Origin of the sequence: Paraburkholderia sabiae (assembly GCF_030412785.1) — a bacterium.
Classification (GTDB): Bacteria; Pseudomonadota; Gammaproteobacteria; order Burkholderiales; family Burkholderiaceae; genus Paraburkholderia; species Paraburkholderia sabiae.
Genome location: NZ_CP125295.1, coordinates 480,402 through 504,173, shown reverse-complemented (window position 1 = coordinate 504,173; position 23,772 = coordinate 480,402). Strand labels below are relative to the sequence as shown.

Genomic DNA, 23,772 nt, shown 5'->3' with positions numbered 1-23,772 from the left:
GTTGCAGGAAGTATCGGCCCAGCGCCGCATTCCTGCCACCGAGCCCGTCGGCTGACGCAAATTCGCGCACCAATCTGCGGCAAGTCGAACTTTACTTTTTCGAATATGTTCATTAAAGTTTCGAAAACGAACATTACGATTTCACATCAACCCCATTTTTTCCTCCGTCAGGGGCATTCCGGGTGACGCAAGATTCCATTTATGACCTGCTCGTCGTCGGCGGCGGGATCAACGGCGCGGGTATCGCGCGCGACGCGGCGGGCCGCGGTCTTTCTGTGCTGCTGTGCGAACAGGACGATCTGGCCGCGCATACGTCGTCGGCCAGCACCAAGCTGATTCACGGCGGCCTGCGCTATCTGGAATACCGGGAGTTCGGTCTCGTCCGCAAGGCGCTGCAGGAGCGCGAGACGCTGCTGCGCGCGGCGCCGCACATCATGTGGCCGTTGCGCTTCGTGATGCCGCACATGCCCGATCTGCGGCCCGCGTGGCTGATTCGCGCGGGTCTGTTCCTCTATGACCACCTGGCGCGCCGCGAACTGCTGCCGGGTTCGCGCGGCATCGACATGCGCAAGCATCCCGCCGGCCAACCTCTCGTCGATTCGATCAGGCGCGGCTTCGTCTATTCGGACGGCTGGGTCGACGACGCGCGCCTCGTCGTGCTCAACGCGCTCGATGCGCAGGAACGCGGCGCGACCATCCTCACGCGCACGAGGCTCGTCGGCGCGACCCGCGTGAATGGCGAATGGCACGCGCAGTTGCTGCGCGCGGACGGCTCGACGGTCGCGGTTCGCGCACGTTCGATTGCGAACGCCGCCGGGCCGTGGGTCGGCGACCTGCTGCGCGGCCCGCTGTCGCGCGGTCGCGAGGCGAACTACAGCGTGCGGCTGGTGAAAGGCAGCCACATCGTCGTGCGCCGGTTGTTCGAACACAATCACGCGTACATCTTCCAGAATCCGGACAAGCGCATCATCTTCGCGATCCCGTACGAGCGCGACTTCACGTTGATCGGCACGACGGACCTCGAATACAAGGGCGATCCGTCGAAGGTCGCGATCGACGCATCCGAAACGCAGTACCTGTGCGACTCGATCAACCGCTACTTCAAGCAGCACATCGCGCCGCGCGACGTCTACTGGACGTATTCGGGCGTGCGTCCGCTGCTGGAGGACGAGAACGCGGACAACCCTTCCGCCGTGACGCGCGACTACCGGCTCGAACTCGATGCGCCTGCGAGCGAGGCACCGCTGCTGTCGGTATTCGGCGGCAAGATCACGACGTTCCGCAAGCTCGCAGAAGAAGCCGTCGATGATCTCGTGCGCGCCCTGCGGCACGACAAACAGGCATGGACGGCGGGCGTGCCGTTGCCGGGCGGCGATATCGCGCGGGCGGACTTCGAAGGCTTCGCGGCGCAGTTCGCGCAACAGCATTCGTGGCTGCCCGCCGCGCTCGCACGCCGCTACGCGCGCGCTTACGGTACACGCGCCGAACGCGTGATCGGCAATGCGCGCTCGCTGGCCGATCTCGGTCAGCAGTTCGCGCCGGGCCTGTATGAAGCGGAGTTGCGCTATCTGCGCGAAACCGAATGGGCGACGACGGCGCAAGACATCTTGTGGCGCCGCTCGAAGCTCGGCCTGCATGTCGAGCCAGGCACGCTCGAGAACGTCACGCGTGACATCGACGCGTGGTTCGCCCGAGTGGGCGCGAAACAGCACGCCTGACCTTATCGACACCCATGCGGCCACGCGCGGCGATTCCCCCGCGCGGGCGCGCATGCAACAATCCGCGAAGACATTCATTTCGCGTGACCTGAGCGCGCCGCCGCGCCGGTCCGACAAAAACGCATGGAGAAGAGACGATGCAGGATCAGTACATCCTGGCGCTAGACCAGGGCACCACCAGTTCGCGCGCGATGCTGTTCGATCGCAAGGGCAATGTCGTCTCGGTCGCGCAAAAGGAATTCAGGCAGATCTATCCGCATCCGGGCTGGGTCGAGCACGACCCGCAGGAAATCTGGGCGACGCAGGCGGGCGTCGCCGCCGAAGCCGTCACGCATGCCGGGCTGAACGGCACGTCGATCGCCGCCATCGGCATCACGAACCAGCGTGAGACCACGATCGTGTGGGACCGCGAAACGGGCCATCCCATCTATAACGCGATCGTCTGGCAGGACCGCCGCACGGCCGATTTCTGCGACCAGTTGAAAGCGCAAGGTCTTGAAGACAAGGTTCGCGCGAAGACCGGCTTGCCGATCGATTCGTACTTCTCGGCGACCAAGATCCGCTGGATTCTGGATAACGTCGACGGCGCGCGCGAAAAGGCGAAGCAAGGCAAGCTCGCGTTCGGCACGGTCGACAGCTGGCTCGTGTGGAATTTCACGAAGCACGAACTGCACATCACCGACGTGACCAACGCGTCGCGCACGATGCTCTTCAACATCCACACGCTGCAATGGGACGACGAACTGCTCGACGCGCTCGACATTCCGCGCAGCATGCTGCCCGAAGTGCGGCCGTCGTCGGAAGTGTATGGACCGACGAAGACGACCGTGTTTGCATCGAAGATTCCGCTCGCGGGCATCGCGGGCGATCAGCACGCCGCCCTCTTCGGCCAGATGTGCACGCGTTCCGGCATGGTGAAGAACACCTACGGCACCGGCTGTTTTCTCGTGATGAACACGGGCACGAAGCCGATCGAGTCGAAGAACAATCTCGTCACGACGATTGCCTGGCAGATCGGCGATCAGGTCAACTACGCGCTCGAAGGCAGCATCTTCATTGCGGGCGCCGTGGTGCAGTGGCTGCGCGACGGGCTGGGCATCATTCGCAGCGCGTCGGAAGTCGAGACGCTCGCGCGCGGCGTCGAGCATTGCGACGGCGTGTATCTCGTGCCGGCGTTCGCGGGGCTTGGCGCGCCGCACTGGAACGCGCGCGCTCGCGGCACGCTGTTCGGCGTCACGCGCGGCACGACGTCGGCGCACATCGCGCGCGCGGCGCTCGATTCGATCGCGTATCAATCCGTCGACGTGTTGAAGGCGATGGAAGCCGACTCGGGCATTCACATCGACGAACTGCGCGTGGACGGCGGCGCGTGCGCGAACAATCTGCTGATGCAGTTCCAGGCGGACATTCTTGGCGTCGACGCTGTGCGTCCGAAGGTCAGCGAAACGACGGCGCTCGGCGCTGCGTATCTTGCGGGACTGGCGACGGGCTATTGGAAAGACATCGATGAATTGCAGAAGCAGTGGAAGCTCGACCACCGCTTCTCGCCGTCGATGCCTGCCGCCGACGCAAAGGCCTGCCTGGACGGCTGGCAGCGCGCGATCCGCGCGGCAAAGGCGTGGGCCGACGCGCCGTGATTCGACGCGTGCCCGCTCCGGCGCGCCGGGCCGCGAAGCACGTATGATGTGGCTTTCCGCTTGCAGAGCGTTTGCAGGCGGCGCTTTCCTTCCGTTTTCAGCATGATCGACCATCTCATTTGCGACTGCGACGGCGTGCTCGTCGACAGCGAAGTCATTGCCGACCGCGTGATGCACGACACGCTCGCCGCCACTTTTCCGACGCTCGATTTCCACGAGATCTGCAAGACTGCCTTCGGTCAGCAGACTTCGCGCTTTCTGAAAAGCGTCGAAACGGCGCTCGACATTCGGTTGCCCGCCGATTTTCTGCAGACCGTCGAGGCGAATGTCGAAGCGGAGCTGGCGTCATCGTTATCGGCGATCAGCGGCGTGCGCGATGCGTTGCAGCGCGTGCCGTTGCCGGCCGCGGTTGTCTCGAACAGCCGGATGACGCGTGTGAGCGCGTCGGTGCGGCGCGCGGGACTCGCCGAGATTTTCGGGCCGCGTGTGTTTAGCGCCGAGCAGGTCGCGCGGCCGAAGCCTTATCCCGATGTTTATCTGTTTGCTGCGCAGCAGTTGGGCGTTGAGCCTTCGCGGTGCGTTGTGGTCGAGGATAGCGTTTCTGGGTTGAATGCCGCTCGTGCGGCGGGGATGATGACTATTGCGTTTGTTGGCGCTAGTCATATTCCTGATGGCTACGCCGATGTGCTGCGGAATCTGGGTATTACGCGGATCATGAAGCACATGGAGGAGTTGCCTTCCTTCGTTCAGGCTGGGATGCGGGGGGAGTTTGGGGGTTTGCAGTCGTAGTTGGTTTTTTCTTTGTCTTGCGACGCTAGTCGCCATTCTGGTTTTTTGCTTTTCGCTTTTTTTGGTTTTTGCTGCGCTGGCATCCGCGTTGCCGTATCGATTTGCTAGCGTTGCCCCTGTGCGGGGCGGCACCTACTTTTCTTTGCAGCGGCAAAGAAAAGTAGGCAAAAGAAAGCCGCTTCAAACCTCCGGTGCCTGCCAGGATAACAGCACGGCACACGTTCCTTGAGCTGTCGCGCAGCGACGCCAACACTCCGTAGAAAGCCCGCAGTCAGGCGCGCGCGGCGCGAAAGATGACATCCACCTGGCGCACATTCGGTCGGCTTGTTTTTTTGCGTTTGCCGTCGGTTTACGGCGGTATGTGTTCCGGACTGTGTGTGGGTTTTCGCGTCGTGCGCGGTTGACTGCGGGCGTTCTACAGAGTGCGGACGTTGCTGCGCGATAGCCCAACTGCGGCATGCCGAAGCGGTATTCTGGCGGGCACCGTAGGTTCAAAAGCGGCTTTCTTTTGCCTACTTTTCTTTGCCGCTGCAAAGAAAAGTAGGTGCCGCCCCGCACAGGGGCGACGCCTGAAGTACGGACACGAAATCGCGGATGCCAGCGCAGCAGCAAAAACCAAAAACAAAAAACCAGAATGGCGACTAGCGTCGCAAGACAAAAAAAGCATCAAACCTCGACACAAACCTCCCGCACCCCGGCGAGCGCGCGCCGAAACTCCACCAATTCGGCAATGGTCAACATAGGCATCTCATGCCGCGCAGCGAACACCTCAACATCCGCCCCGCGCATCATAGTGCCATCAGCATTCATCAACTCACAAAGAACACCGGCGGGCTTCAGCCCCGCCAACGTCACGAGATCGACGGTCCCTTCCGTATGCCCACGGCGCGCGAGAACACCGCCCGGCATCGCGCGAAGCGGATAAACATGACCAGGCCGCACAATATCCGCAGGCTTCGCATGATCCGCAATCGCGGCGCGAATCGTCGTCAGCCGGTCCGCGGCGGATACGCCCGTCGACACGCCCTCGCGTGCTTCAATCGATACCGTGAACGCCGTCGTGTTGCGGCTTTCGTTGTGTGCCGTCATCGGCGGCAATTCGAGTGCGCGTACCTTGTCGTCGGTCAGGCACAGACACACGATGCCGCTGCACTCGCGGATAAATAGCGCCATCATTTCGACGCTCATACGCTCGGCGGACATGATCAGATCGGCTTCGTTCTCTCGATCGTGATCGTCCTGCAGCACGACGGCACGGCCCTCTCGCAAAGCGTCGAGCGCAGCGGCAATGCGCGGCGGAACAGGTTCGGTGGCCAGCAACGGGAGATCGGCGACAGCATCCTCCGCGACGACGGACGGTGCGGGCCAGGCATAGGCAGCAGAAGTGGATACAGCGGACATGTGAAACGCTCCTCGCAAGAGTGTGGGCGAAAAACGTTTCAGGGCATTGCAAACAGGCAAACGCGTCCCGTCAGCCGCAACGGCTGACATGCGATGAACGGACAACCACGCGCGCCGCTCGTAATGAGCGGCATGGCGGCCACCTTCTCGCATGAGACGGAAGCAACGCGCCAATGACGCGTCCGTTCCCGTCGACAGGAACAGTCAGATGACTATCTGCACATCTTCTTCCATCCGGACTCTAACCGTCGGCTCTGGCGTCTCACCAGATCTGCTGACCCTGCATCCAACATACACGCAGGCGCTCGCGGGCTCGCAGACTCGCGCGCCTGATGCGCGCCGCCTGCATACCGCCGGTGGGGAATTTCGCCCCGCCCTGAAGACGTACTGATTGCCGGATCGACCCGGCTCGCAGAGCATACAACAACCTCGCGCGGCGTGCAGCCCGCGCGTGCTTCGGGTTTCATCCTTCGGAATGTGCATGCGCGAGCTGTGCGTCGTTCGGCGCGCCATGAGTCGCGTCGTGCGGCACGTCCCAGCGCGGCGGCGTCTCCGCATTCACCGTCACCCGAAACGCGCGCGCTTCCGTGTCGCCGGGATTGCGCAGACTGTGCGGCTGGTCGGCGTCGAAGACGATCGAATCGCCTGTCGCGAGCAATTGCCGGCGATCGTGCACGCTGACTTCGAGCGTCCCCACGCTGACGACGAGATTTACCGTCGTCCCCGGCGGGCGTCGCGTGCCCGGCTCGGTATGCAGCGGCGCGATGCGCAGCTCGTGAAACTCCGCGGTCGACGGCTCGCCTTCGGGATGCAGCGCGCGCGTCCAGTAGCGGCCATTCGAGGTGACCACACGCGCCGAGCGCTCGGCGGGCAAATGCTCGAAGCCGTTCACTGCGTGCTGACGAAGGAATGCGGCGACCGACACCTTCAACGCGGCCGCGACCTTGCACAACACTTTGATCGACGGCACGCTGCGCGCCGATTCGATCTGCGCGAGCATCGCGCGCGACACGCCGGATGCACGCGCCAAAGCATCGAGGGACAACTGACGCTCAGCGCGCAGCCGCGCCAGATTCACGCCGACACGATGTTCGAGCGCATCGAATTCGGAAGAGCGCGGTTCGTCGTGAGCGTGGGCCGCGTCGTGACCTTCGGATGCGCGGTCGCGCACGAGCGCAAGCGGTGACTGCATGATTGCCTCCAGAATCTCCGCATCGGTGCGGAGCAAGCACTAGTGGAGGCAAGACTAGCACCCGGTTTTCCTACGCCCAACGAAGTTATCTTCACACTGTTATCACGATCGCAGAGGACCGTTATGCGCTGACGTGCGATGCGTTCAGCACGCGGCGTCGATACAAAAGACAGATGCCCAGGCTCCGAAAAGCATGGGCATCGGAATCACCTCACAGCTAACGCGAACTCAATCAGACCCGCTCGCGCACTTCCCGCGTCACCACAGCGGCGGGCGCATCCATCCGCGCGGCGATCCACGTCAGCGCCAGCGCAGCCAGCGCGACGACGGCAGCCACATACGGCAGCGCATCGAGCCCGTAACCGTGGCCGATCGCGAGACCGCCGAGCCACGCGCCACCCGCATTGCCGACGTTGAACGCGCCGATGTTGAGCGTCGACGCGAGATTCGGCGCCGCCTTCGCCTTCTCGACGACGCGCATCTGCAACGGCGGCACCGTCGCGAAGGCCGCGATGCCCCAGATGAACACGGTGATGCCCGCCGCGATCTGCGAGTGGCTCGTGTGCGCGAACACGGCCATCACGACGGCAAGCGCGATCAGGATGCCCATCAGCGACGGCATCAGCGAGCGGTCCGCGAGCTTGCCGCCAATCGTGTTGCCGACCGTCAGGCCGACGCCGAACAGCACGAGGATCAGCGTGACGCCGTGCGGCGTGAAGCCGCTCACCTGCTCGAGAATCGGCGCGATGTAGGTGAACACGACGAACACGCCGCCGAAGCCGAGCACCGTCATCGCCAGCGCGAGCCACACTTGCGGTTCCTTCAGCACGCGCACTTCGTGACCGAGGCCTGCGGGCCCCGTGTCGTGACGATTCGGCACCAGCGCCGTGACGCCCGCGAGCGACAGCACGCCGAACGCGGCCACGATCCAGAACGCGACGCGCCAGCCGAACTGCTGACCGATGAACGTCCCGAACGGCACGCCAAGCACGTTCGCGAGCGTGAGGCCCGTGAACATCAGCGCGATCGCGCTGGCCCGCTTTTCCTGCGGCACGAGCGACGCAGCGACAACCGCGCCGATGCCGAAGAACGAGCCGTGCGCGAACGACGTCACGACGCGCGCGATCATCAGCACCGAATAGTCGGAAGCGATCGCGCACAGCACGTTGCCAATGATGAACACGCCCATCAGCAGTTGCAGCGCGAGCTTGCGCGGCATCTTGCTGGTGACGACGGCCAGCAACGGCGCGCCGACGGCGACGCCGAGCGCATAACCGCTGACGAGCAGACCGGCTGAAGGCAGCGACACGGCAAGGTCTTTCGCCACGTCGGGCAGCAGACCCATGATGACGAACTCGGTCGTGCCGATGGCGAATGCGCTGATCGCGAGCGCAAGCAAGGGAATGGGCATGTGAAGCTCCAGAAGAAGATTCAGACGAAGATTCAGAAAGACGCTCGACCGGCGTTGCGCGCCGCCGTCACGAACTCGACGACGACGGACGACGCCAGCGCGACGAACAGTTGCACTTCACCCGAGAGCGGCACATCGGCGGTCTGATACGGGACGCTCGCCTTCTCCAGCCGCGCGAGCAGCGCCTGCCACGCGTCGGCGTCGTCGAGACGGAACGCGATGTGGTCGATGCGCGGGCTCGTGCGACCGGCTTGATACGGCAGCGTCGAGTCGACGAGATGGATCACGGGACGGTCATCGGCATACAGCCAATGACCGCCGACGCCGAACGGCGGCCGCGCGCCGTCCGTCAGCCCGGCGACATCGACGAAAAAGCGTCGGGTGGCGTCGAGATCGGGGGTGACGATCGTCGCGTGGTCGAGATGCATGATGCGGCTCCGGGTAAACGCGGGTATCGCGTTGTCAGGATCGGATTGTCCGCGTACGCGCAGAATTTGATAATTGGCGTACCATTTGAAGGATTTTCAAACTTCATTGGATAATGACCGACAACCTCGGTGACATCCGTCTCTTCGTCGAAGCGGCGCAACTGGGCAGCCTGTCGGCGGCGGGCCGCAAGCTCGGCCTCACGCCGGCGGCGGCCAGCGCGCGTCTCGCGAAGCTCGAAGGCGGGCTGAAAGCGCGTCTGTTCGAGCGCACTACGCGGCAATTGCGTCTCACCGACGTCGGCCGCCTGTATCTGAGCGGCTGCCAGCAGGCGCTGCGCGCGCTCGACGACGCCGAATCCGCCTTGCAGGAAGGCCAGAACGCGGTGCGTGGCAAGGTGCGCATGTCCGCGACGTCGGACTTCGGCCGCAATCTGCTGATGCACTGGCTCGACGAATTCAACGCGCTTTATCCGGACGTCACGTTCGCACTGACGCTGTCCGATTCGCTGCAGAATCTGGTGCAGGAAGACATCGACCTGGCGATCCGCTTCGGCGTGCCGCAGGACAGCTCGCTCGTCGCTCGCTGGCTCGCGCCGAATCCGCGCGTGCTGTGCGCGTCGCCGGAATACATCGCGCGGCACGGCGAGCCGAAAGATCCGCTCGATCTGGCGCGCTTCGACTGCATCGTGCTCGGCACGGCGTCGGGGCCCGTCAACGAATGGCGCTTCACGCGCGGCGATGAAATCGTCACGTACACGATTCCGGTCGAATCGGCGCGCGAAACCAACGACGGCGCCGTCGCCCGCGAATGGGCGCTGCGCGGCTACGGCATCGTGATCAAATCGATGTGGGACGTCGAAGCCGATCTGAAAAGCGACGGCCTGCGCGTGCTGCTGCCGGACTGGCGCTATCCCGATGCGCCGCTGCACGCGCTTTATCACCGCAACCGCTTCATGCCGCCGCGCGTGCGCGTGCTGCTCGACTTCCTCGCCGAACGCTTCGCCAGAACCACAGGCGAACTGGAAGCGCAGCTCGGACTGCCGCAGCCGCTCGGCGATGCGCGCACAACGCGCTCGGGCGCGCAAAAACCGTCCGCGCTCGGAAAAAAACCGTCTGCGAACCGGGAATCGGACGCTTAAAGAACGCCTGGCAAGCCGCCAAAGCCCCTCGCCGCAAAGGGCTATAATGTTGGACTACGCTGTAAAAACGCGTTCGGGCGTTCAGTTATCGGCTCAATCGCCGCTCAGGCCCCGCTTCACATGGCGCTTTGCCGCGAGTTTCCTCGCCGCGACGCCGCGCGTTTTTCGTCTCTTCACCTTTTTATTGACGCCCCCAGGTTAATTACTGCGACCGGCGAACACTCGATGACCAAGAAAGTTTATGTAAAGACCTTTGGCTGCCAGATGAACGAGTACGACTCCGACAAGATGGTCGACGTACTCGGCGCGGCGGAAGGCCTCGTCAAGACCGACAACCCCGAAGACGCTGACGTCATTCTGTTCAACACGTGCTCGGTGCGCGAAAAAGCGCAGGAGAAAGTCTTCTCCGATCTCGGCCGCGTACGCGAACTGAAGGAAGCGAACCCGAATCTGCTGATCGGCGTCGGCGGCTGTGTGGCAAGTCAGGAAGGCGCGTCGATCGTCGCGCGCGCACCGTACGTCGACCTCGTGTTCGGTCCGCAGACGCTGCATCGTCTGCCGCAGATGATCGATCAACGCCGCGCAAGCGGCCGCGCGCAGGTCGACATCAGTTTCCCGGAAATCGAGAAGTTCGATCACCTGCCGCCCGCGCGCGTCGACGGTCCGAGCGCGTTCGTGTCGATCATGGAAGGCTGCAGCAAGTACTGCAGCTATTGCGTCGTGCCGTACACGCGCGGTGAAGAAGTGTCGCGCCCGCTCGACGACGTGCTCACCGAAATCGCCGGTCTCTCCGATCAGGGCGTGCGCGAAGTGACGCTGCTCGGCCAGAACGTGAACGCGTATCGCGGCGCGATGACCGTCGGCGCGACGGAAATCGCCGATTTCGCGACGCTGATCGAATACGTCGCCGAGATTCCCGGCATCGAACGGATTCGCTACACGACGTCGCATCCGAAGGAATTCACCCAGCGCCTGATCGACACCTACGCGAAGGTGCCGAAGCTCGTCAGCCATCTGCATCTGCCCGTGCAGCACGGCTCGGACCGCATCCTGATGGCGATGAAGCGCGGCTACACGGTGCTCGAATACAAGTCGGTGATTCGCAAACTGCGCGCGATCCGCCCGGATCTGTCGCTGTCGACGGACATGATCGTCGGCTTCCCCGGCGAAACGGAAGAAGATTTCGACAAGATGATGCAGCTCGTGCACGACATGAGCTACGACACGAGCTTCTCGTTCATCTACAGCCCGCGTCCCGGCACGCCCGCCGCGAACCTGCACGACGACACGCCGCGCGAAGTGAAGCTGCGCCGTCTGCAGCACCTGCAGGCGACCATCGAGGAAAACGTGCAGCGCATCAGCCAGGCGATGGTCGGCAAGGTCGAGCGCATTCTGGTCGAACGGCCGGCGCGTAAAGATCCGAACGAACTCGCGGGCCGCACGGAGAACAACCGCGTCGTGAATTTCCCGGCGCCCGTGGAAACGCACGCGCGCCTGATCGGACAGATGATCGACGTGAAGATCGTGCACGCGTATCCGCACTCGCTGCGCGGCGAACTCGTGATGGTTCACGATAGCGCGCCCGCCACACATCAAGCTGCAGCGCACTGACAGGACCGAACCCAAGCCTTGAAGACCACTCAGCAACATCTGGAATTCACCGCGCCGCGCGAAGACAACGCGCGGCTTGCCAACCTCTGCGGGCCGCTCGACGAAAACCTGCGGCAGATCGAACAGGCGCTCGACGTCACGCTGCAACGCCGCGGTCATCGCATCAGCATTCGCGGACGCGGCGCCAAAGTCGCGCTCAATGCGCTCGAAAACTTCTACAACAGCGCGCGCGATCCGCTCTCCGTCGACGATATCCAGCTGGCGCTCGTCGAAGCGCGTCATCCCGCTCGCAATGCTCGTCCGAATGGCGGCAACGGCGATACGGAAGAACTCGATCCGCGCTTTCGCGGCGATCCCGATCATCCGTTCGACGAGCCGGCGCATGAAGGCGTCGACGAAGAGGAACTGGGCCCGAAGCTGTACACGCGCCGCGCCGATCTGCGCGGCCGCACGCCCGCTCAGCGCGAGTATCTGAAGCAGATCGTCTCGCACGACGTGACGTTCGGCATCGGTCCGGCGGGCACGGGCAAGACATATCTGGCCGTCGCGTGCGCCGTCGATGCGCTCGAGCGCGATCAGGTCAAGCGCATCGTGCTGACGCGCCCGGCCGTCGAAGCGGGCGAGCGCCTCGGCTTCCTGCCCGGCGATCTCGCGCAGAAGGTCGATCCGTATCTGCGTCCGCTGTACGACGCGCTTTACGATCTGCTCGGCTTCGACAAGACGGCGAAGATGTTCGAGCGCCAGATGATCGAAATCGCGCCGCTCGCGTACATGCGCGGCCGCACGCTGAATCACGCGTTCATCATTCTCGACGAAGCGCAGAACACGACGCCCGAGCAGATGAAGATGTTCCTGACGCGTATCGGCTTCGGCTCGAAGGCGGTCGTCACGGGCGACACGACGCAGATCGACTTGCCGCGCGGCCACAAGAGCGGGCTGATCGAGGCGCAGCATGTGCTCGCGAACGTGCGCGGCATCGCGCTCACGCGCTTCACGAGCGCGGACGTGGTGCGGCATCCGCTGGTCGCGCGCATCGTCGAGGCTTACGACGCGCACACGAAGAAGGAAGCCGGCGAATCAGAAACGTCCAATTCCCGCGACGCCGCGAAGTGACACGGACATGACCGTAACGAAGAACGACGCATGAGCCGCGCCCCGAAACTGTCGCTGAACCTGCAATTTCCCGCTGGAAAAGCGTGGCCCGAACACAAGACGCTGTTGCCGAAGGCAACCGTGACCGCGTGGATCAGGGCCGCGCTGTTCGCGGACGCCGAACTGACCGTGCGTTTCGTCGACGCCGACGAAGGCCGCACGTTGAACCGCACGTATCGCGGCAAGGATTACGCGACCAACGTGCTGACGTTTGCCTACGCGGAATCGGAAGACGATCCCGTCACGGGCGATCTGATCTTGTGCTGTCCTGTCGTCGAGAAAGAAGCGAACGAACAGGGCAAGCCGCTCGAAGCGCATTACGCGCATCTGCTCGTCCACGGCACGCTGCACGCGCAGGGCTACGACCACGAGGACGAGGAAGAAGCTGAAGAGATGGAAGCGATCGAAACCGAGGTGCTCTGCAAGCTCGGCTTCCCTGACCCGTATGAATGAGGCTCGATAGCAGGAAGTTCGAGCCCGCCGTCAACGTCGATCGCAGGCTCCGAATCCCGCCCGGCCAACCGATCGAATCAACGTGAGCCAACCTGTTTCAACGCCACCGTCGACGCTTCCGCCCTGCCCCGGCTATCCGCCGTCGCTGGGCGAATCGCGTCTGCTGACGGACGACGAATTGCGTGTGTCGCTCGATTGCACGCTGCGCGACTGGGATCGCAAGAGTGATTTGTGGCTGTTCGGCTATGGATCGCTGATCTGGAACCCCGGGCTGCCGACGGTCGAAGCGTTGCGCTCGCGGGTGCATGGGTATCACCGTGGGCTGTATCTGTGGTCGCGCGTCAATCGCGGCACGCCGGAGCAGCCGGGACTCGTGCTCGCGCTCGATCGCGGCGGTTCTTGCAGCGGCATTGCATTTCGCCTCGCCGCCGAGGGCGCGATGCCGCATCTCGACGCGCTGTGGCGGCGCGAAATGGCGATGGGGTCGTATCGGCCTGCATGGCTGCCGTGTGTACTCGCCGATGGGCGGCGCGTTGATGCGCTCGCGTTCGTCATGCGGCGTGATGTTGCTTCTTATACCGGGAAGCTTTCTGATGATGTCGTTCGGGCCGTGTTGGGGTGTGCTTCGGGGCGCTATGGGACTACGCTTGACTATGTGAGTCGCACAGTCGCCGCTTTGCGGGAGAGTGGGATGCCGGATCGGGCGTTGGAGGCGCTTTTATCCAGGTGTGGATAAGGGTTCGGTTTTGCTTTTTTGTTTTTTGTTTTTGTTTTTTGCTGCGCTGGCGTCCGCGATTTCATATCGGTGCTTCACGCGTTGCCCCTGTGCGGGGCGGCACCTACTTTTCTTTGCAGCGGCAAAGAAAAGTAGGCAAAAGAAAGCCGCTTTTGAACCTCCAGTGCCTGCCAGGATGCCGCTTCGGCATGCCGCAGTTGAGCTGTCGCGCCGCGACGTTCGCACTCCGTAGAAAGCCCGCAGTCAACCGCGCACGGCGCGAAAACCACACACAGCCTGGAGCACATACCGCCGCAATCAACCGGCGGCACGCACCAAAAACAAGCCGACCGAATGTGCCCCACGTGGATGTCACATTTCGGGCCGCGCGCGCCTGACTGCGGGCTTTCTACGGAGTGTTTGCGTCGCTGCGCGATAGCTCAACTGCGGCATACCGAAGCGGTATCCAAGCAGGCACCGGAGGTGTGAAGCCGCTTTCTTTGGTTACTTTCTTTGCGGCGGCAAAGAAAGTAACTGCCGCCCCGCACAGGGGCAACGCTAATAAACCGATACGTCAACGCGGATGCCAGCAAAAATCCAAAAACCCAAAACCAAAAATCAAAAACCAAACCGCATCGCGAATAATAAGTGCCAAAAGACCAAATTTTGTCGACACCCCTGTCGACCGCAGATATCCGGTAGGATAAAAACCAAGCAACCCGCGGAAAGTGCGCCGGGACACGGTCCCGCCACACCCGTGGTGTATCCTTAACGCTCTGCAACAGCGCGCCCAGCTTTCCGGGCGCACCACCATGAACGATTCGTATCCCAGTCGACGCCATACCAGCGACAAACCCCAGGAAAAACGCTCCCTCCTCGAGCGATTGACCGACTTCATCTCGCCCGAGCCCGATTCTCGCGGCGAACTCCTCGAAATCCTGCAGGACGCGCACGAACGCAATCTCATCGACGCCGATTCGCTGTCGATGATCGAAGGCGTGTTCCAGGTTTCCGAGCTCTGCGCCCGCGACATCATGATCCCGCGCGCCCAGATGGACGCGATCAACATCGCGGACTCCCCAGACGAATTCATCCCGTACATGCTGGAAAAAGCGCACTCGCGCTACCCCGTGTACGAAGGCAACCGCGACAACGTCATCGGCGTGCTGCTGGCGAAAGACCTGCTGCGCTACTACGCCGAAGACGAAGCCGACGTGCGCGGCATGCTGCGCCCCGCCGTGTTCATCCCCGAATCCAAGCGCCTCAACGTGCTGCTGCATGATTTCCGCGTGAACCGTAATCACCTTGCCATCGTCGTCGACGAATATGGCGGCGTCGCGGGCCTGATTACGATCGAAGACGTGCTGGAGCAAATCGTCGGCGACATCGAGGACGAATACGATTTCGACGAGGAAAGCGGCAACATCATCGCGTCGCCCGACGGTCGCTATCGCGTGCGCGCACTCACCGAAATCGAGCAGTTCAACGAGGAATTCGGCACGCATTACTCCGACGAGGAAGTCGATACGATCGGCGGCCTGGTCACGCACCATTTTGGACGCGTGCCGCATCGCGGCGAGAAAGTGCGGCTCGACGACCTGATTTTCGAAGTGCTGCGCGCCGATGCACGCCAGATCCACATGCTGCTCGTGCGCCGCGATCCCCTCGCTGGCCAGCGCGAACGCGACGCCCAGCACGTGCAAACCTGATCCATCCCGTGTTTTTCTGAAGCCGACCGCGCAACAATGGCCGACCCGATCATTTCCCGTCTGCGCCGCGGCGTGACGCCCGACGCAGCCGATGCAAACATCGGGCGCGCCCGGACGTTGCCGTGGTGGCACTACCTCGCCGCCGCCGCCGTCGGCGCGCTCAACACGCTCTCGTTCGCACCGACTCCGCACGGCGGCTGGCTCGAACTCGCGATCTTCGTCTTCTTCTTCGCGTGGCTCACGCGCACGACAGGCTGGAAAAGCGCCGCCCTCACCGGCTTCGCGTTCGGTTTCGGCAACTACGTGACGGGCGTGTGGTGGCTGTACGTGAGCATGCACTTCTACGGCGGCATGCCGGCACCACTCGCGGGCGCGGCGCTCGTGCTGTTCTCGCTGTATCTCGCCGTTTATCCGGCGCTCGCAGCTGGCGTCTGGTCGTTCTGCGCGGGGCACGCGCGCAACGGCAAACTCGTCGACAACACGCCGTTTTCCCCGACCTGGCACGGCGCGTTCGCCTTCGCGAGCGCGTGGGCCGTCGGTGAATGGCTGCGCGGCACCGTGTTCACCGGCTTCCCGTGGCTCGCGAGCGGCTATGCGCAGGTCGACGGCCCGTTTGCCGGATTCGCACCCGTGGTGGGCGTGTACGGCGTCGGCTGGATCATGGCGCTCGCTGCCGCGCTGATCGCGCAAGCGCTTCTGCGTACGCGCGCCCCAAAAACCGAAACCACGCCGCGTTCCACTCGCATCGCGACGCCCGCCGTGATCGCCGTCGCGCTGATCGCGGCCGGCCTGCTGCTGCCGCTCGTCTCGTGGACGACGCCCGCCAACGCATCGCTGAGCGTGCGCCTGCTGCAAGGCAATGTGAAACAGGACATGAAGTTCGAAGCATCGGGCGTGAAGGCGGCCATCGACGAATATCAGCGGATGATCACCGAGAAACCCGCCGATCTGATCGTCACACCGGAAACGGCGATTCCCGTGCTCGCGCAGGCCATTCCCGAGCCGTTCGCGCTGGCCGTGCGCAATTTCGCCGATTCGACGCATTCGTCGATTCTGTTCGGCGCGATCGGCGGCAAGATCACGCCGGAAGGACGCGTCGTCGATTACACGAACAGCCTGTTCGGCGTCACGCCGGGTCAGACGGGCGTGTATCGCTACGACAAGCATCATCTCGTGCCGTTTGGCGAGTTCGTGCCGTGGGGCTTTCGCTGGTTCGTGAACCTGATGAACATTCCGCTCGGCGATTTCGCGCGCGGCGCGCCCGTGCAGAAGCCGTTCATCGTGCACAACCAGCCCATCGCCGTCGATATCTGCTACGAGGACATCTTCGGCGAGGAAATCGCGCGCACGGTGCGCGAGAGCGACACGCCGGCGGGCGTGCTCGTGAATTCGACGAACCTCGCGTGGTTCGGCAATACGATCGCACTCGATCAACATCTGCAGATCGCGCGCATGCGTTCGCTCGAAACGGGACGCCCGATGCTGCGCGCAACGAACACGGGCGCGACGGCCGCCATCGACGCGCACGGCAACGTGATCGCGCGCATGCCGACGTTCACGGCCGGCTCGATCGAAGCGACCATTCAAGGCACGACGGGCAATACGCCGTACGTGACGAGCGGCAATAACACCGTGCTTGCCGTGTCGCTGCTGTTCCTCGCATTTGGTTTCGCCTTCGGTCCGGGCCGCAAGCGAAAGAACGGCAACAGCTGAGAACTCACGGCGGGGCAGCGCAAAGCAACAAGCACAAACGCGCGCCCCCGTTGAACCACCAGGCCCCAGAAAGTCTCAAGCCACCGGCAATCCGGTAAAATTCAGGGTTTTACAGCACTGGGCCGCGCAGCCGGCCGGCTACGGGGTGAACGGCCAGCATGGCCGGCGCGCCCCGCGGGCCGCACGGCGTCCGCGTCCTGCCTGAAAGGCACCCTTCAAGGCACTTCATGCTCACGTTTCAGCAAATCATCCTGACGATGCAATCCTATTGGGACAAGCAGGGTTGCGCGCTGCTCCAGCCGATCGACATGGAAGTCGGCGCGGGCACTTCCCACGTCCATACGTTCCTGCGCGCGGTCGGCCCCGAGCCGTGGCGCGCCGCGTACGTGCAGCCGTCGCGCCGCCCGAAGGACGGCCGTTATGGCGAGAACCCCAACCGTCTGCAGCACTACTACCAGTATCAGGTCGTGCTGAAGCCGGCGCCGGAAAACATCCTCGACCTGTACCTCGGCTCGCTCGAAGCCCTCGGCTTCGATCTGAAGCAGAACGATGTGCGCTTTGTCGAGGACGACTGGGAAAACCCGACGCTCGGCGCGTGGGGCCTCGGCTGGGAAGTGTGGCTCAACGGCATGGAAGTGACGCAGTTCACCTACTTCCAGCAAGTGGGCGGCCTCGACTGCAAGCCGGTGCTCGGTGAAATCACGTACGGTCTCGAACGTCTCGCGATGTATCTGCAGAAGGTCGAGAACGTCTATGACCTGATCTGGACCGAGTGGGAAGAACAAGGTCCGAACGGTCCTGAAATGCGCCGCCTCACGTATGGCGACGTGTATCACCAGAACGAAGTCGAACAGTCGACGTACAACTTCGAGCACGCGAACACCGATCTGCTGTTCACGTTCTTCAACAGCTACGAAAGCGAAGCGAAGCGCATGATCGAAGTGCCGCTCGCGCTGCCCGCCTACGAACTCGTGTTGAAGGCAGCACACACGTTCAACCTGCTCGACGCGCGCGGCGCGATTTCCGTGACGGAGCGCGCGGCATACATCGGTCGCATTCGCGCGCTGTCGCGCCTCGTTGCACAGGCGTATTACGACTCGCGCGAAAAGCTCGGCTTCCCGATGCTCGGCAATCCCGTGCACGGCGTGCCTGGCCTCACCACCGACGAACAGGACGCCGCGATGCCCGCGTGGGCGCCGCCGCTCAAAGTCGAACGCAAGATCGACCAGGACTGACGAGACCAAGAAGACATGACGCAATCCCATCAAGCCACCCTGCTCGTCGAACTGCTGACGGAAGAACTGCCGCCGAAGGCGCTCGCGCGTCTCGGCGATGCGTTCGCGGAAGGCATCGCGCAACGTCTCGCGGCGCGCGATCTGATCGAAGGCGAACTGCAGTTCGAGCGTTACGCGACGCCGCGCCGCCTCGCTGTCACGATCAGGAACGTGCGCGACGTCGCGCCCGAGAAACACGTGCGCGAAAAAGTGCTGCCCGTCTCCGTCGCACTCGATGCGAACGGCCAGCCCACGCCGCCGCTCGCGAAGAAACTCGCGGCGCTCGGCTTCCCCGATTTCTCGGTGAACGATCTCGAACGCGCGAACGACGGCAAGGCCGAAGCGTTCTTTCTGCGCTACGCCGCACCCGGCGCGACGCTCGCCGAAGGTCTGCAAGCCGCGCTCGACGAAACGCTCGCCAAGCTGCCCATTCCGAAGGTGATGACGTATCAGCGTCCGGACGGCTCGAACGTGCAGTTCGTGCGCCCGGTGCATCGTCTGACGGTGCTGCACGACAAAGAGATCGTGCCCGTCACCGCGTTCGGCATCGATGCCGACGACACCACGCTCGGCCATCGCTTCCTGTCCGAAGGTTTCGTGCAGATCCAGCACGCGGATCATTACGCCGACACGCTGATGCACAAGGGCCATGTCGTGCCGAGCTTCGCGGACCGCAAGGAAACGATCCGCACGCATCTGCTCGCGCAGGCGAACGGCGACGAGGTCGTGATGCCCGAGTCGCTGCTCGACGAAGTGACGTCGCTGGTCGAATGGCCTGTCGTGTACGCGTGCAAGTTCGAGGACGAGTTCCTGCAGGTGCCGCAGGAATGCCTGATCCTCACGATGCAGACCAACCAGAAGTATTTCGCGCTCACCGACACGAACGGCAAGCTGCGCTCGCGCTTCCTGATCGTGTCGAACATCGAGACGAAGACGCCTGGTGAAATCGTCGAAGGCAATGAACGTGTGGTGCGTCCGCGTCTCGCCGATGCGAAGTTCTTCTTCGAGCAGGACAAGAAGCGTCCGCTCGCCGATCGTGTGCCGCAACTCGCGAACGTCGTCTATCACAACAAGCTGGGTTCGGCGCTGCAACGCGTCGAGCGCGTCGAAGCACTCGCTGGCGCAATTGCGCAGATGATCGGCGCCGACGTCGCGCTCGCAAAGCGCGGCGCGCATCTCGCGAAGGCCGACTTGCTGACCGACATGGTCGGCGAATTCCCCGAGTTGCAAGGCACGATGGGCACGTATTACGCGCGCCACGACGGCGAGCCGGAAGAAGTCGCGCTCGCGTGCTCGGAGCACTATCAGCCGCGCTTCTCCGGCGACGCGTTGCCGTCGACGGCAACGGGCACGGTCGTCGCGCTCGCCGACAAGCTTGAAACGCTGGTCGGGATCTGGGGCATCGGCCTGCAACCGACGGGCGAAAAAGATCCGTTCGCGCTGCGCCGTCACGCGCTCGGCGTGCTGCGCATTCTGGTCGAAAAGCAGTTGCCGATCGATCTCGTCGAACTGCTGCGCGCAGCAAACGCGCAATTCGCGAACGTGCCGAACGTCGCCGATTCGACGCAGGCCATTTACGAATTCTGTATCGACCGTCTGCGCGGCATGCTGCGTGAACGCGGCTATTCGGCGGGTGAAGTGGATGCCGTGCTCGCGCTGAACCCCACGCGTTTCGACGATATCGTCGCGCGTCTGGATGCCGTGCGCGAATTCGCGGCGCTCGCGGAAGCGGCGTCGCTGGCAGCGGCGAACAAGCGCATTTCGAACATCCTGAAGAAGTCGGAAGGCGCGAACGCGAACGGCGTGCAGACCGCGCTGCTCATCGAAGCGGCCGAAAAGGCGCTGCATGCGCAGCTCGAACAGGTTGCGCCGCGTGTGCAGTCGCAACTGGCCGAGCGTCAGTACACGGGCGCGCTGTCGGCGCTCGCGGCGCTGCGCGAACCCGTCGATACGTTCTTCAACGACGTGATGGTCAACGCGGAAGACCCAGCGCTGCGCGCGAATCGCCTTGCGCTGCTCGGCGCGCTGCATCAACAGATGAACTGCGTCGCGGATATTTCGCGCCTCGCAGCCTGAGCGACGCATCATGCCGACTGCAAAGAAACTGGTGGTGCTCGACCGTGACGGCGTGATCAACGTCGACTCGGATGCGTTCATCAAATCGCCCGACGAGTGGGTCGCGCTGCCCGGCAGCCTCGAAGCGATCGCGCGACTCAACCAGGCGGGTTATCGCGTGGCGATCGCGACGAATCAGTCGGGCATCGGCCGCGGCCTGTTCGACATGGATGCGCTCAACGCGATGCATCTGAAGATGCATCGCGCGGCGGCTGCCGTCGGCGGGCGCATCGACGCCGTGTTCTTCTGCCCGCATACGGCCGACGATCACTGCGAATGTCGCAAGCCGAAGCCCGGCATGCTGAAGATGATTGCGGAGCGCTTCGAGATCGACCCGGAAGACACGCCGTGCGTCGGCGACTCGTTGCGCGATCTGCAGGCAGGTGCGGCGCTCGGTTTCGTCCCGCATCTGGTGCTGACGGGCAAAGGCAAGAAGACGCTCGAAGCAGGCGGTTTGCCCGAGGGCACGCGCGTGCATGATGATCTGCGCGCGTTCGCTCTCGACTTTCTCGCCGAAGAACAAGAATGACGCGCCGTAGCGCGTCCACACCTCACTGACCACGCCGATGCGCTTCATCCGTTCGCTGTTGCTGCTGATCTTTTTCGCGGTCTTCACGATTCCATACGCGACCGCGTGCTTCTTCGCGTTTCCGTTCATGCGCGCCGACAACCGCTACTGGATGGCGGTCGGCTGGTGCCGCACGACACTCAACGTGGTGCGCTGGCTGAACGGCATCCGCTATGAAATTCGCGGCATGGACAATCTGCCGAACGGTCCCGCCGTGCTGCTGTCGAAGCATCAGTCCGCGTGGGAGACGCTCGCGTTTCCTGCGCTGATGCCGCGTCCGCTGTGCTACGTGTTCAAGCGCGAGTTGCTGTATGTGCCGTTCTTCGGCTGGGCGCTCGGCTTGCTGAAGATGATTCACATCGACCGCAAGGAAGGCAAGAACGCGTTCGCGTCGGTCACGCGACAAGGCGCGCGGCGCATGTCGGAAGGCGCGTGGGTGATCATGTTTCCGGAAGGCACACGCACGCCGACGGGCAAGCAGGGTAAGTACAAGACGGGTGGCGCGCGCTTCGCCGTCGCGACGGGCGCGGTCGTGGTGCCTATCGCGCATAACGCGGGACGTGTGTGGCCGCGCAACTCGTTCATGAAATATCCGGGTATAGTCACAGTGTCGATCGGCAAACCGATCGACACCACCGGGCTCACGCCCGACGAAGTGAACACGCGCGTCGAAACGTGGATCGAAGCCGAGATGCGCCGCATCGATCCAGCCGCTTATGGCGACGAGCAGAACACGCCCGCCGCCGCCCGAATCTGACGCGCCACGCTGCAAAGCGCACTCGTGCGTAGTGCAGCGTATCAGCGCGAAGTGAGTCCGATGCAGAAGTCTTCCAAGCCGCAGCCTGCTGCGGCGCTCGATAGCCGGCAACTCGATCTGCCGCTCTTCGACGAGCCGGGCAAATCCGCCGCGCCGCCGCAACTCAGGCCCGCCGCGCCCCTCGCACCCGATGGTTCGAAACTGCGCAGCGTCACGCTTGGCGCGCGCACGTTGCACTATGCGCTGAAGCGCTCGGCGCGCCGCTCGATTGGTTTTGCAATCGACAGCACGGGGCTCACGATCACTGCGCCGCGCTGGGTGACGCTTGCCGATATCGAAACGGCTATCGCCGAAAAGCAGCGCTGGATCTTCACGAAACTCACCGAATGGCAGACGCGTACTGAACAGCGCGTGATGCCGCGCGTCGACTGGAAGGATGGGGCTGAGGTGCCTTATCTTGGGCATACGGTGCGGGTGACGCTCGCTGCTGTGAATGGCCTGCTTGCGTACGATGCTGTGCAGAACGTGCTTGCATTGCCGCTGCCTGCGCAGGCCGATCCGCAGCAGATCAAGGATCGCGTGCAGGGCTGGCTGCAAAGCGAGGCCAAGCGGATTTTCGGCGAGCGCCTCGATGTGTATGCGGAGAAGCTCGGGGTGACGTATCGCGCGTATGCGCTGTCGTCGGCGGCGACGCGCTGGGGCAGTTGTTCGAGCGATGGGAAGATCCGCCTGAACTGGCGGCTGATTCATTTTCCGCTGTCGGTCATCGATTATGTCGTAGCGCATGAGCTCGCGCATTTGCGCGAGATGAATCATAGTCCGCGGTTCTGGCAGACTGTTGAGTCTATTTTTCCTGAGTTTCGTGAGGCACGGCAGACACTTAAGCATCATCCGCCGGAGCTTTTGCCGACGCTTTGAGTGTGGGTTTTTTGTCTGCGACGCAGTCGCGAATCTGGTTTTTTTGTTTTTGTTTTTCTTCGCTGGCATCCGCGATTTCGCTTTGGTTTGCTCGCGTTGCCCCTGTGCGGGGCGGCAGTTACTTTCTTTGCCGCGGCAAAGAAAGTAACCAAAGAAAGCCGCTTCAAACCTCCGGTGCCCGCCAGCATAGCGCCGCGGCCTGCCGCACTTGAGCCGTCGCACAGCGACGTCCGCACTCCGTAGAACGCGCCCGCAGTCAACCGCGCACGGCGCGACAACACCACACAACTTCGAAGCACATACCGACGCAAAACCAAGGCGACCCATGTGCCCCAATCAAGGGTAACCCTTCACGCCGCGCGTGCGTGACTGCGGGCTTTCTACGGAGTGTTCGCGTCGCGGCGCGACAGCTCAACTGCGGCATGCCGCGGCGCTATGCTGGCAGGCACCGGAGGTTAGAAGCCGCTTTCTTTGGTTACTTTCTTTGCGGCGGCAAAGAAAGTAACTGCCGCCCCGCACAGGGGCAACGCATGAACAACCGATACGAAATCGCGGATGCCAGCGCAGCAAAAAAACCGCGACTGCGTCGCAGACCAAACAAAAAACCGTTAAGACTTCTTCTGAATAAACTCGATCTTATAGCCGTCAGGATCGGTGACAAACGCGATAACAGTCGTGCCATGCTTCATAGGCCCCGCCTCGCGAACAACAGTCCCGCCCTGCGCCTTGATCTTGTCACACGCGGCATACGCGTCCTCCACCTCGATAGCGAGGTGCCCAAACGCGCTACCCATGTCATACGACTCAGTGTCCCAGTTATGCGTCAGCTCAATGACCGTGCCGTCCTTCTCGTCTTCATACCCAACGAACGCCAGCGTGAACTTCCCTTCCGGATAATCATTGCGACGCAGCACTTTCATACCGAGCAGCTCGGTATAGAACTTGATCGAACGATCGAGATTGCCCACTCGGAGCATGGTGTGAAGAAGGCGCATCGTGGACTCCCTTGGTGCGTGAAAATGTCGAGGACGTCAATGTACAGAAAAAGCCGCGCGTCCGCTCAGCGACACTT

Annotated in this window: 20 protein-coding genes and 1 riboswitch; of the genes, 15 read left to right on the top strand and 5 right to left on the bottom strand. The window is 63.0% G+C overall.

Annotated elements, in window-relative coordinates; translation table 11 throughout:
* Positions 1 to 182 precede the first annotated feature (182 nt).
* The 3 genes from glpD (at position 183) to QEN71_RS02225 (ending at position 4,144) form a co-directional block, all read left to right on the top strand.
* A complete protein-coding gene (gene glpD / locus QEN71_RS02235; protein ID WP_201650782.1) occupies positions 183 to 1,718 on the top strand; it encodes a glycerol-3-phosphate dehydrogenase in 1,536 nt (511 codons plus the stop codon).
* A gap of 137 nt (positions 1,719 to 1,855) precedes the next feature.
* Positions 1,856 to 3,355 carry a glycerol kinase GlpK gene (glpK, locus tag QEN71_RS02230; RefSeq protein ID WP_201650783.1) on the top strand — a complete coding sequence of 500 codons (1,500 nt, stop codon included), beginning with the start codon at positions 1,856 to 1,858 and terminating at the stop codon, positions 3,353 to 3,355.
* Between the two features lie 102 nt (positions 3,356 to 3,457).
* Positions 3,458 to 4,144 carry an HAD family hydrolase gene (locus tag QEN71_RS02225; RefSeq protein WP_201650784.1) on the top strand — a complete coding sequence of 229 codons (687 nt, stop codon included), beginning with the start codon at positions 3,458 to 3,460 and terminating at the stop codon, positions 4,142 to 4,144.
* 666 nt (positions 4,145 to 4,810) lie between these two features.
* Here QEN71_RS02225 and ribB read toward each other — a convergent pair.
* The 4 genes from ribB to QEN71_RS02205 form a co-directional block, all read right to left on the bottom strand.
* On the bottom strand, positions 4,811 to 5,545 hold the full coding sequence (gene ribB, locus QEN71_RS02220) for a 3,4-dihydroxy-2-butanone-4-phosphate synthase (RefSeq protein ID WP_201650785.1): 735 nt from the start codon (positions 5,543 to 5,545) through the stop codon (positions 4,811 to 4,813).
* Between the two features lie 218 nt (positions 5,546 to 5,763).
* Positions 5,764 to 5,933, bottom strand: a riboswitch (FMN riboswitch).
* A gap of 75 nt (positions 5,934 to 6,008) precedes the next feature.
* On the bottom strand, positions 6,009 to 6,737 hold the full coding sequence (locus QEN71_RS02215) for a helix-turn-helix domain-containing protein (RefSeq protein ID WP_201650786.1): 729 nt from the start codon (positions 6,735 to 6,737) through the stop codon (positions 6,009 to 6,011).
* Between the two features lie 232 nt (positions 6,738 to 6,969).
* Positions 6,970 to 8,148 (bottom strand): MFS transporter, encoded by a 1,179-nt coding sequence (locus QEN71_RS02210; RefSeq protein WP_201650787.1) that lies wholly within the window; start codon positions 8,146 to 8,148, stop codon positions 6,970 to 6,972.
* A gap of 32 nt (positions 8,149 to 8,180) precedes the next feature.
* A complete protein-coding gene (locus tag QEN71_RS02205) occupies positions 8,181 to 8,576 on the bottom strand; it encodes a VOC family protein (protein ID WP_201650788.1) in 396 nt (131 codons plus the stop codon).
* 113 nt (positions 8,577 to 8,689) lie between these two features.
* Between QEN71_RS02205 and QEN71_RS02200 the strand changes: the two genes are divergently transcribed.
* The 12 genes from QEN71_RS02200 to QEN71_RS02145 all read left to right on the top strand — a co-directional run bounded on the left by QEN71_RS02200 (position 8,690) and on the right by QEN71_RS02145 (position 22,700).
* Positions 8,690 to 9,715: a LysR family transcriptional regulator gene (locus QEN71_RS02200; RefSeq protein ID WP_201650789.1), complete on the top strand. Its 1,026-nt coding sequence runs from the start codon at positions 8,690 to 8,692 to the stop codon at positions 9,713 to 9,715.
* 225 nt (positions 9,716 to 9,940) lie between these two features.
* A complete protein-coding gene (gene miaB / locus QEN71_RS02195) occupies positions 9,941 to 11,326 on the top strand; it encodes a tRNA (N6-isopentenyl adenosine(37)-C2)-methylthiotransferase MiaB (protein ID WP_201650790.1) in 1,386 nt (461 codons plus the stop codon).
* A gap of 18 nt (positions 11,327 to 11,344) precedes the next feature.
* Positions 11,345 to 12,439, top strand: coding sequence for a PhoH family protein (locus tag QEN71_RS02190; protein WP_201650791.1), 1,095 nt, complete (start codon positions 11,345 to 11,347; stop codon positions 12,437 to 12,439).
* 30 nt (positions 12,440 to 12,469) lie between these two features.
* A complete protein-coding gene (gene ybeY, locus QEN71_RS02185) occupies positions 12,470 to 12,931 on the top strand; it encodes an rRNA maturation RNase YbeY (protein ID WP_201650792.1) in 462 nt (153 codons plus the stop codon).
* 82 nt (positions 12,932 to 13,013) lie between these two features.
* Positions 13,014 to 13,667: a gamma-glutamylcyclotransferase gene (locus tag QEN71_RS02180; protein WP_201650793.1), complete on the top strand. Its 654-nt coding sequence runs from the start codon at positions 13,014 to 13,016 to the stop codon at positions 13,665 to 13,667.
* A gap of 791 nt (positions 13,668 to 14,458) precedes the next feature.
* Positions 14,459 to 15,355 (top strand): HlyC/CorC family transporter, encoded by an 897-nt coding sequence (locus tag QEN71_RS02175; protein WP_012399827.1) that lies wholly within the window; start codon positions 14,459 to 14,461, stop codon positions 15,353 to 15,355.
* A 36-nt stretch (positions 15,356 to 15,391) separates the two neighbouring features.
* Positions 15,392 to 17,068 carry an apolipoprotein N-acyltransferase gene (gene lnt / locus QEN71_RS02170; RefSeq protein ID WP_201650794.1) on the top strand — a complete coding sequence of 559 codons (1,677 nt, stop codon included), beginning with the start codon at positions 15,392 to 15,394 and terminating at the stop codon, positions 17,066 to 17,068.
* A gap of 227 nt (positions 17,069 to 17,295) precedes the next feature.
* The gene (gene glyQ / locus QEN71_RS02165) at positions 17,296 to 18,303 is read left to right on the top strand and encodes a glycine--tRNA ligase subunit alpha (RefSeq protein WP_201650795.1); all 1,008 of its coding nucleotides are present in this window, start codon (positions 17,296 to 17,298) and stop codon (positions 18,301 to 18,303) included.
* Between the two features lie 15 nt (positions 18,304 to 18,318).
* Positions 18,319 to 20,418, top strand: a complete 2,100-nt coding sequence (gene glyS / locus QEN71_RS02160; protein ID WP_201650796.1) for a glycine--tRNA ligase subunit beta — start codon at positions 18,319 to 18,321, stop codon at positions 20,416 to 20,418.
* Between the two features lie 10 nt (positions 20,419 to 20,428).
* The gene (gmhB, locus tag QEN71_RS02155; RefSeq protein ID WP_201650797.1) at positions 20,429 to 20,986 is read left to right on the top strand and encodes a D-glycero-beta-D-manno-heptose 1,7-bisphosphate 7-phosphatase; all 558 of its coding nucleotides are present in this window, start codon (positions 20,429 to 20,431) and stop codon (positions 20,984 to 20,986) included.
* Positions 20,987 to 21,023: 37 nt separating this feature from the next.
* Positions 21,024 to 21,782 (top strand): lysophospholipid acyltransferase family protein, encoded by a 759-nt coding sequence (locus tag QEN71_RS02150; protein ID WP_201650798.1) that lies wholly within the window; start codon positions 21,024 to 21,026, stop codon positions 21,780 to 21,782.
* Positions 21,783 to 21,842: 60 nt separating this feature from the next.
* Positions 21,843 to 22,700 carry a M48 family metallopeptidase gene (locus tag QEN71_RS02145; RefSeq protein WP_201650799.1) on the top strand — a complete coding sequence of 286 codons (858 nt, stop codon included), beginning with the start codon at positions 21,843 to 21,845 and terminating at the stop codon, positions 22,698 to 22,700.
* 608 nt (positions 22,701 to 23,308) lie between these two features.
* Here the strand turns inward: QEN71_RS02145 and gloA are convergent.
* Positions 23,309 to 23,695: a lactoylglutathione lyase gene (gene gloA / locus QEN71_RS02140; RefSeq protein ID WP_201650800.1), complete on the bottom strand. Its 387-nt coding sequence runs from the start codon at positions 23,693 to 23,695 to the stop codon at positions 23,309 to 23,311.
* Positions 23,696 to 23,772 lie beyond the last annotated feature (77 nt).